We start from the raw sequence: 8731 nt of genomic DNA, 5'->3' as shown, positions 1-8731 counted from the left end.
CAAATACAACGCACGCGGACCCGCCATTGACCGCACCACCTACAAAGCCACCATCAGCATCCACATGCTCATGAGCGGGCCTTGACACCCCGGACCTCGATCTAACTGAACGGCGTTGGCCCTAGAGGTCCAGCACCAGGCGCTCGCCCCGGCAGCGCGAGACGCAGATCAGCATCGAGTCGCCCCGCTCGTCGTCGGTCAGCAGCTCGTCCCGGTGCTCGATCTCGCCCTCCAGTACGCGCTGTTGGCAGGTTCCGCAGAAGCCCTGCTCGCAGGAGTACGGGACATGGGGCAGCTCCGCGCGGACGGCGGCCAGCACCGACTGCCCGGCCGCGACCGGCACGGTTCGGCCGCTGCGCCGCAGTTCCACCTCGAAGGCCGAGGAGTCCACAGGGCCCCCGCCCGTCGTCGCCGAGAACCGTTCCAGGTGGAGCGTGCAGCCCTCGGGGAGCGCGGCGGTGACGGCCTCCATCAGGGGCTCGGGCCCGCAGCAGTAGACCGCCGTGCCCGGGGCGAGCCCGGTCAGCGCCGCGGTGACGTCCGGGTGGCCCGCCTCGTCCTGGGCGACGACCGTGACCCGGCCCCCGCCCGTGCCGAGCTTCTCGATCTCCTCCAGGAACGGCATGGAGGCCCGCGACCGTCCCCCGTACAGCAGCCGCCAGTCGGCCCCCGACGCGGCCAGCGACCGCAGCATCGGCAGGACCGGGGTGATCCCGATGCCGCCGACGACGAAGACGTAGGCGGGGGCATCGGTCAGCGGGAAGCGGTTGCGCGGCCCGCGCACCTCGATCTCCAGGCCCTCCCGGAGCTGTTCGTGCACCTCCCGCGAACCGCCCCGGCCGTCCGCCACCAGCCGGGTCGCCACCGTGTACCCACCGGTGTCGTCCGGGTCGCCGCACAGTGAGTACTGCCGTACCAGGCCGGACGGCAGCACCAGGTCCAGATGCGCGCCGGGCTGCCAGCGCGCCAGGCCGGACCCCTCCAGCCGGAGCTGGACGACGTCCTCGGCGATCACCGTCCGTCCGGTGATCAGCAGCCGGCGGATCGTCGTCGGCCGCCGCTGGGAATGGCCCGACACCGGCTCGGGCAGGGCGGGCAGCGGCCACAGCGGAGACCGGGCGATCCGGCGTTTCAGAGCCCGCCGGGTGAGCAGGGCAGCGCCGGTGACGAGCGCGACGGTACGCAGACGGGGCAGAGCCATGGGTCAGGAGCTTCCCGTCGTACGGGCCTCGGCGGCGAGCGCCGCGGGCGAGTGGGCGAGGTAGTCGACGGCCTGGGCCGTACTGCCTTCCTGCGACGGGTGGTAGGAGCGGCTGAGATAGCTCGGCACGGACCGCAGGATCGCTCCGGTGCTCGGCAGCGTGCCCTGCCTCCCGCTCGCGTGGAACGCCTTGAACGTCGCCCTGCCGTCCAGCAGGCTCGGGTCGTTCTCCATGAAGAACCGGGTCCCGCGCTGCCAGAGGAACACCAGCGCGGAGAAGGCCGCAGCCCAGGTCCGCACCCGCCGCCGGTAGCCGCCGTCGACGTGCATGAAGACGTCGAAGGCCACCGACCGGTGCTCCACCTCCTCCGCGCCGTGCCAGCGCAGCAGGTCCAGCATGGTCGGGTCCGCGCCCCGCCGGTCGAGCGCCTCGGCGTTGAGGATCCAGTCGCCGAGGAAGGCGGTGTAGTGCTCGATCGCCGCGATCATCGCCACGCGCTCCATCAGCCACCACTTGGACGCCCGCCCCGGCGGCAGGGTCCGGTCCCCGAGCAGCTTCTCGAAGAACCAGTCGACCTGCGCGGTGTACGGGGTCGGGTCGAGGCCCAACTCCCGCAGGTGCGGCAGCACATCGTCGTGCGCCTGCGAATGCACGGCCTCCTGCCCGATGAACCCGATGACGTCCTCGCGGAGCCGGTCGTCTCGGATGTACGGGAGGATCTGCCGGTAGACGTGGATGAACCAGCGTTCTCCGGCCGGGAGCAGCAGGTGGAGCACGTTGATCGTGTGCGTGGTGAAGGGGTCGCCCGGCACCCAGTGCAGGGGGGTCTGCTCCCAGGCGAAGGACACCTTGCGGGCCTTGAGGGGCGTCCGCTCCGACGCGACCGCCGCTGGCTGCGTGTTAGACATGGTGTCAATGTACTGACGGGTACCCGGGGGGACCAGAGGCGTGCACGGAATTCCCCGCACGGACGCGGGGGGCCGCGCGATGATCGCCCGTATGACGAAACCAGTGACGAGGCGGGTGCCGAAACCCGTGCAGGCGCGCTCCTTCGACGCGGTGGCCGCCGCCTATGACGCTAACCGTCCCTCCTACCCGCCCGCCCTGTTCGACGCCGTCGAGGACCTGGCCGGACTGCCGCTCGCCGGAGCCCGGGTCGCCGACGTCGGGGCCGGTACGGGGCTCGGTACGGCACGGCTGTGCGAGCGCGGGGCCCGGGTCACCGCGGTGGAGCCGGGCGACGGGATGGCCGAGCAGTTCCGCCGGAGCCTGCCGGACGTCCCCGTGGTCCGGGGAGACGGGAACAGCCTGCCGCTGCGGACCGGCTCCGTGGACCTGATCACGTACGCCCAGGCCTGGCACTGGACCGACCCGGCCCGGTCCGTCCCCGAGGCGCGCCGGGTGCTGCGGCCGGGCGGGGCGCTCGCCCTGTGGTGGAACGACGCCGACCCGTCCGCGCGGTGGCTCCTCGACCAGGAACGGCGGCTGCGCACGTTCTTCGGGGCGGAGATACCGGCCGCCCCGGACGACCGGGCCCGCTTCCGGGCCGCGCTGCCCGACGGGATCGGTTTCCGCACCCGGCAGGTGGCGTGGAGCCGCCGTGTGCCGCTGGAGGTCCATCTCGGCAACCTGGCCACCCTCTCCGACTTCCTGATCCGTGAACCGGCGGCGGTCCGCGACTACTTCGACCGCGAACGGGCCCTGCTGGCCGCCCTGTTCCCCGACGGCGAGGTCGAGGAGGCGTATGTCGTAAGTCTCGCCGTAGCTCACCCCTGAGCCTGCTTTCGGGTGCAGGATGGGCCGATGGCGACGACACGATCGGACGGGCGGGGCGGACCGCGAGCCGGGGCCGCCGTGGTGGCTCTGGCGGGGCTTCTGTTCCTGGCCGGGTGCAGCACGCGATCCGCCGACGACGGCGACGGCAGCGGCCGGGAGCGGCCCACGCCGCCGCCCGCCGCGGCGGGCACCCTGGAGGAGCTGGCGAAGAAGGCGGGCTGCGACCCGAACGTACAGACCGACGCCGAGGAGCTCCGCCAGGCCAACTGCACGACGGACGACGGACGTTACGTACTGACCACGTTCGCAACCGACCGCGGCCAGCGGGAGTGGGTCAACGAGGCCAAGGACTACGGCGGCTCCTACCTCGTAGGACGGCAGTGGGTGGCAGTCGGCGATCCGAAGGTGGTCGCAGCGCTGCGCGGCCGGCTCGGGGGGACGGTGGAGACCGCCTCGCCTCACCACTCGGGGAACAGTGGCGGAGGGGGGAGCGAGGACGGGCACTCCGGTCACCACGGGAGCTGACCGCGCAGGTTCACGGGGGCCGTACGCGCCGCGTCAGCGGCAGCGGCGGCCGTCGTTGATGCACCGCACCATCTTCTTCATCAGCCGGTCGTCGAAGACGTTGATGAAGTCACCGTGATCGGTGATGGGCTTGTGCAGCTGCTCGGGAAAGGAGTCGACGGCGAAGCCGGGACCGGGCGGGACGTCGTAGACAACGCGCTGCACCAGCTGCGGCACGGCCCGGAAGCCGCTCGGGCAGCGCCCGTTGTCCTGGGCGAACGCCACATGGGTGCGATGGTTGGCGCTGTCGGTGTTCTGTCCGTCCCAGCAGCTCTGGAAGGCGAACGTGCGCACCACCTGACTGCCTTCGGGGCAGATCGGATACTTGTCCTTGAGCTGACGGTCCTCGAATCCGGTGCAGCTCCACGAGGCGTTGGCATTGGCGTCGCCGTTGGTGAACGCCTTCGCGTCCCCGGTGATGATCCGCAGGAAGCGCGGCATCGCGGTGACCTTCCCGACGGGCGAGCCGACGAACTTCAGCGTGACCTCGGAGGGCGTCTGGATCTCCCCGACGTTCTGGTCCCGGCCGCCGCCGTCGGCGTTCACGTCGTTCTCGTCCTGCCCGTTCTGGAGCCGCAGGACGGGCCAGTAGTAGGTGGAACGGTCGCCCTGGTTGCGGCAGGTGGTGGCGCCGTTCGCCAGATCGTCGTCGCTGGCGAACGCGTCGTTGGCCTGGTTGCCGACGTAATCGTGCATATGGTGCGCGCCGTTGCTCACGCCGGGCGCGACGATGACGTTGTCAGGGTTGAACTTCCCGTTCTCATTACGGCCGCAGTCGGTGGTGAAGGTGCCCCGGGAGGCGTTGCGGCGCTTGCGGGGCCGCTCGACATTGGGCTGGACGGACTGGATATCGACGAAATCGGCGGCCACGGGACCGTTGCCGCCCTGCCCCTGCCCGGAACCTTCCCCTTGGCCGGGATCTCGGCCCGGGTCCTGGCCGGGGTCCTGCCCTTGTCCTCCGTACTGTCCTTGCCCGGCGTTCTGCCCCTGATTCTGGCCCTGGTCCTGCCCCTGGCCGTCGTCATCGCCACCGCTACCGCCGTTGCCGCCCCCGCCTCCGGGGCGGCTGTCGTCGGCGCGCAGGCTGCATCCGGCGAGGCTGTCCAGCCCTCCAGGCCGCTCCGCGACGCGCCCGATCGCGGTGCCGATGCGGTCGAGGCTCGCGGCCCGCTTGCTGCGCAACGGCCCGAGCACGGCGTTCTCGGCCAGCCCGGGATCGCGGGCTATCTGCTCCTTCCGGTCGGCGAACTGCCGGTAGGCATCGGTGATCTGGGTATCCATCGCCGCGAGTTCACGGTCGACCTCGCTCCGGACCCGGTCCGGCACCTCGGCCAGTCCGTTCACGGCTTCGGGGCAGACGATGGTGGACAACTGGCGGCCTGCGTTCTGCGTCCGGGTGGGCGGAGAACCGGACGGTCCTTCCCCCGCGGAGGCGTAGACATTGACCGCGACCAGCCCACCTCCCCCCAGGATCAGGGCGGCGGAGGCGGCAATGGCCCGGTTCGCCAGCGTGGAACGTTTCTTGTGGGATGTGCGTCGCATGGGACTCCTCTGCTTCGAGGGAGAAGCGTGACGTCCCATACGGACGGGCCGAGCGGTCCGTTCAGAGCCCGGGCCGATTCGTGGGAACCTCCAGCCGGAGAACCGTCCGGGTCCTCAGCTCTCGGGCCGGGCGCGACGGCGCGGCCGTCAGTGAGGCCGGGCGGCGCCTCGGGGCCCCCGAGCCGGTCGGCCGAAGCCCGGGCCCAGGCCGTGTCCGGAAGCCGCCGTACTCACGGATGTACTCCCGGATCACCCGTGATCCAGATACGCCAGCACCGCCAGTACTCGGCGGTTGTCGTCGTCCGACGGGGGCAGACCGAGCTTGCCGAAGATGTTCGACGTGTGCTTGGCCACCGCCCGCTCAGTGATCGCCATCTGCGAGGCGATGGCGGCGTTCGAGCGGCCCTGGGCCATGAGCGCCATCACCTCCCGCTCGCGCGGAGTGAGGCCGCCCATCGGCTTGTCCTGTGAACGGCGGGACAGGAGCTGGGAGATCACCTGCGGGTCCATCGCCGTGCCGCCCGCCGCCACCCGGCGTACCGCGTCGATGAACTGGTCCGCGTCGAAGACCCGGTCCTTCAGCAGATAGCCGATGCCGCCGTCGCCGTCCGCCAGCAACTCCCGTGCGTACAACTGCTCCACGTGCTGCGAGAGGACCAGCACCGGAAGTCCCGGCCGGGCCCGGCGGGCCTCCAGTGCGCACTGGAGGCCCTCGTCCGTGTGGGAAGGCGGGAGCCGGACGTCGACGACGGCGACGTCCGGCTCCAACTCGGCCAGGGCTTTGGACAGTTCGGGCCCGGTTTCCACAGCTGCGGCGATCTCGAAGTCGTACGCCTCCAGCATGCGCACCAGACCGTCGCGCAACAGGAAGAGATCTTCGGCTAGGACAACTCGCAAGGAATCTCCATGGTCACCATGGTGGGACCGCCCGCGGGGCTGCTGACGGCCAGGACGCCGTCGAATGTACCCAGTCGCCGTTCGATTCCGGTCAGCCCCGAGCCCGGTCCGACCACCGCACCGCCCCTGCCGTCGTCCGTCACGGAGATCCGGAGCATCCCCTCCGTGTGGTGGAGGTCCACGTAGATCCGCTCGGCCCCCGCGTGCTTCACCGTGTTCGTCAGGGCCTCGCTGACCGCGAAGTACGCCGCCGACTCCACCGGCGCCTCCGCCCGCCCCGGCAGCTCCACGGTCACCTCGCAGGCGACCGGCAGCCGCAGGGCCAGCGCCTGGACCGCGTCTCCCAGGCCCCGTTCGGCGAGGACCGGCGGGTGGATGCCCCGGACCAGGTCGCGCAGTTCGGTCAGGGCCTCCGCGGAGGACTCCCGGGCCATCGCCAGCATCTTCTTCGCCTGTGCCGGGTCCTTCTCGATCAGCGCCTCGATCGTGCCCAGGTTCATGCCCATCGCGACCAGCCGGGCCTGTGCCCCGTCGTGCAGGTCCCGCTCGATCCGGCGCAGTTCGGACGCGGCGGTGTCCACGGCCTCGTGGCGGGTCTCGGTCAGCCGCTCGATGCGCTGCTCCAGCGCCTGGTCCTGGGTGGGCGCCAGCAGCGTACGGGCGAGCAGGAAGTGCGCCCGCAGCAGCGGCTCGGAGGCCCGCAGCCCGACGTGGAAGAGCACGACCCCCAGCGCCAGGGCGGCCAGCCCCGTCAGCTGGCTGTCCACCGGCACGAACCCGTACCAGTACGGGTCGTCCCGGAACACCCGCCACAGGCCCGCCGCCAGTACCAGCCCCTCGACCGGGTAGATCATCAGGCCCGCCGCCAGGAACGCCACCACCGCGCCCGCCGTCATGTCGACCAGCAGCCACTGAAGGTCCCGCCGGGTCGCCGGGTCCTTCAGCATCAGCGCGGTCCGCTCCACCCGCCCGGTGACGCCCGTCCCCAGATCCTCGGGAAGGGGCCGGTACGGGACCGGAATCCGTACGCCCGACCAGGTCGCCGCCCACAGCCGCCGCTGGTTGGCGTGCTTGCGGACCGCCTCCAGCACCACTGGGGTGGTGAACACCCCGATGCCCAGCAGGATGAAGGAGATCGAGAGCACGGCGAGGGCGAACAGGGTGACGGAGCCCGCCAGACCGGCCACCGACAGGAACAGGCCGCGCCCCGCCGCCACCACCGTCGGCCTCAATCGTCCCGTGACCGTCTTCATCTTGGCTTCTCCCCTCGCCGGCCCCGGGCTGGTTCCCGGTCCGCCGCAAGTCTCGCCCGAGGTGGCCCCGCCGCGGCAGCCGGTTCACCACCCGGCGGGGGTGTACCTGGCACCACCCCCGCACCCGCCGCTTGGACGGCTGAGGGTGGGCCGCGCCCCGTTCCTGGATCCGGAAGCGTCCCGAAGCGCTCGGCCGCGGCCGTGGGCTTCCTCACGGACCTGCTCACGAACGTCCTCACGCACGGCGAGGGGCCCGCCGGAGAACAGAACCGGCGGGCCCCTCCTACGTACACGGCTGCTGCGGGACGGATCAGACCTGGTCGGCCTTCTCCAGCGCGGTGCAGCAGGTGTCGACGATCAGCCGCGTGACGACGTACGGGTCGACGTTGGCGTTGGGACGACGGTCCTCGATGTACCCCTTCTGGTCCTGCTCGACCTGCCACGGGATGCGGACCGAGGCGCCGCGGTCGGAGACGCCGTAGCTGTACTCGTTCCAGGGGGCCGTCTCGTGCAGGCCGGTGAGCCGGTCGTCGATGCCCGCGCCGTAGTTCTTGACATGGTCCATCGGCTTGGAGCCCTCGCCCAGCGACTCGCACGCGGTGATGATCGCGTCGTAGCCCTCGCGCATCGCCTTCGTGGAGAAGTTGGTGTGCGCGCCCGCGCCGTTCCAGTCGCCCTTGACCGGCTTGGGGTCCAGGGTCGCGGAGACGTTGAAGTCCTCGGCGGTGCGGTAGAGCAGCCAACGGGCGACCCACAGCTGGTCGGAGACCTCCAGCGGGGACAGCGGGCCCACCTGGAACTCCCACTGGCCGGGCATGACCTCGGCGTTGATGCCGGAGATGCCGAGCCCCGCCTTGAGGCAGTTGTCGAGGTGCTTCTCCACGATCTGACGGCCGAAGATCTCGTCGGCGCCGACGCCGCAGTAGTAGCCGCCCTGCGCGGCCGGGAAGCCGCCCTCGGGGAAGCCGAGCGGCCGGTGGCCGTCGAAGAAGGTGTACTCCTGCTCGATGCCGAAGACCGGGGCCTGGCCCGCGAACCGCTCGGCCACCGGACGCAGCGCGGCCCGGGTGTTGGACTCGTGCGGCGTCATGTCGATGTTGAAGACCTCGCACAGGACGAGGACGTCGTCACCGCCGCGGATCGGGTCCGGGCAGGTGAAGACGGGCTTCAGCACCCGGTCGGAGGCGTGACCCTCGGCCTGGTTGGTGCTGGAGCCGTCGAAGCCCCAGATCGGGAGGTCCGCCACGTCCTGCGACGGAGTGCCGTCCATGATCTTCGTCTTGGAACGAAGCTTGGCGGTCGGCTCGGTGCCGTCTATCCAGATGTACTCAGCCTTGAACGTCACGGACGCCATCCTTTGCGGGTGCAGCGGTCTATGCCGCGCAGCTTGGCAAGACGCGATTTCCCGTCCGTTGCCCGAGTGTGAACCCCGTGTTACCGAGGATCCCTGCGTTAAAGGGTGCCTGGTCCGGACCGGTCCTACGCTGCCCGGGCAGG

The 8731-nt window shown here is 71.0% G+C and carries 8 protein-coding genes; 2 read left to right on the top strand and 6 right to left on the bottom strand.

All coding sequences use genetic code 11. The annotated features are described in order from the left end of the window. Window positions 1-121 precede the first annotated feature (121 nt). Both CIB93_RS31010 and CIB93_RS31005 read right to left on the bottom strand, forming a co-directional pair. A complete protein-coding gene (locus tag CIB93_RS31010; RefSeq protein ID WP_096631719.1) occupies window positions 122-1201 on the bottom strand; it encodes a PDR/VanB family oxidoreductase in 1080 nt (359 codons plus the stop codon). A gap of 3 nt (window positions 1202-1204) precedes the next feature. Further along, window positions 1205-2110 carry a metal-dependent hydrolase gene (locus CIB93_RS31005; protein WP_096631717.1) on the bottom strand — a complete coding sequence of 302 codons (906 nt, stop codon included), beginning with the start codon at window positions 2108-2110 and terminating at the stop codon, window positions 1205-1207. A gap of 91 nt (window positions 2111-2201) precedes the next feature. Between CIB93_RS31005 and CIB93_RS31000 the strand changes: the two genes are divergently transcribed. Further along, window positions 2202-2978, top strand: a complete 777-nt coding sequence (locus tag CIB93_RS31000) for a class I SAM-dependent methyltransferase (protein WP_179500305.1) — start codon at window positions 2202-2204, stop codon at window positions 2976-2978. 27 nt (window positions 2979-3005) lie between these two features. After that, on the top strand, window positions 3006-3503 hold the full coding sequence (locus CIB93_RS30995; RefSeq protein WP_096631716.1) for a hypothetical protein: 498 nt from the start codon (window positions 3006-3008) through the stop codon (window positions 3501-3503). Between the two features lie 33 nt (window positions 3504-3536). Here the strand turns inward: CIB93_RS30995 and CIB93_RS30990 are convergent, their stop codons facing one another. From CIB93_RS30990 to glnII, 4 genes are all read right to left on the bottom strand, one after another. Beyond that, entirely contained in the window at window positions 3537-5084 is a 1548-nt protein-coding gene (locus CIB93_RS30990; protein ID WP_096631714.1) for a DUF1996 domain-containing protein, read from the bottom strand. Between the two features lie 249 nt (window positions 5085-5333). Further along, complete coding sequence (locus CIB93_RS30985; protein WP_096631712.1) at window positions 5334-5981, bottom strand: response regulator transcription factor; 648 nt, start codon at window positions 5979-5981, stop codon at window positions 5334-5336. Then, window positions 5966-7234: a sensor histidine kinase gene (locus CIB93_RS30980; protein ID WP_096631710.1), complete on the bottom strand. Its 1269-nt coding sequence runs from the start codon at window positions 7232-7234 to the stop codon at window positions 5966-5968. Before CIB93_RS30980 ends, CIB93_RS30985 begins: the two co-directional genes overlap by 16 nt. Window positions 7235-7544: 310 nt before the next feature. Then, entirely contained in the window at window positions 7545-8579 is a 1035-nt protein-coding gene (gene glnII / locus CIB93_RS30975) for a glutamine synthetase (protein WP_096631709.1), read from the bottom strand. Window positions 8580-8731: the final 152 nt, after the last annotated feature.

This window comes from Streptomyces sp. WZ.A104 (genome assembly GCF_002382885.1).
Classification (GTDB): domain Bacteria; phylum Actinomycetota; class Actinomycetes; order Streptomycetales; family Streptomycetaceae; genus Streptomyces.
This window is presented reverse-complemented; position numbering and strand designations above follow the sequence as displayed.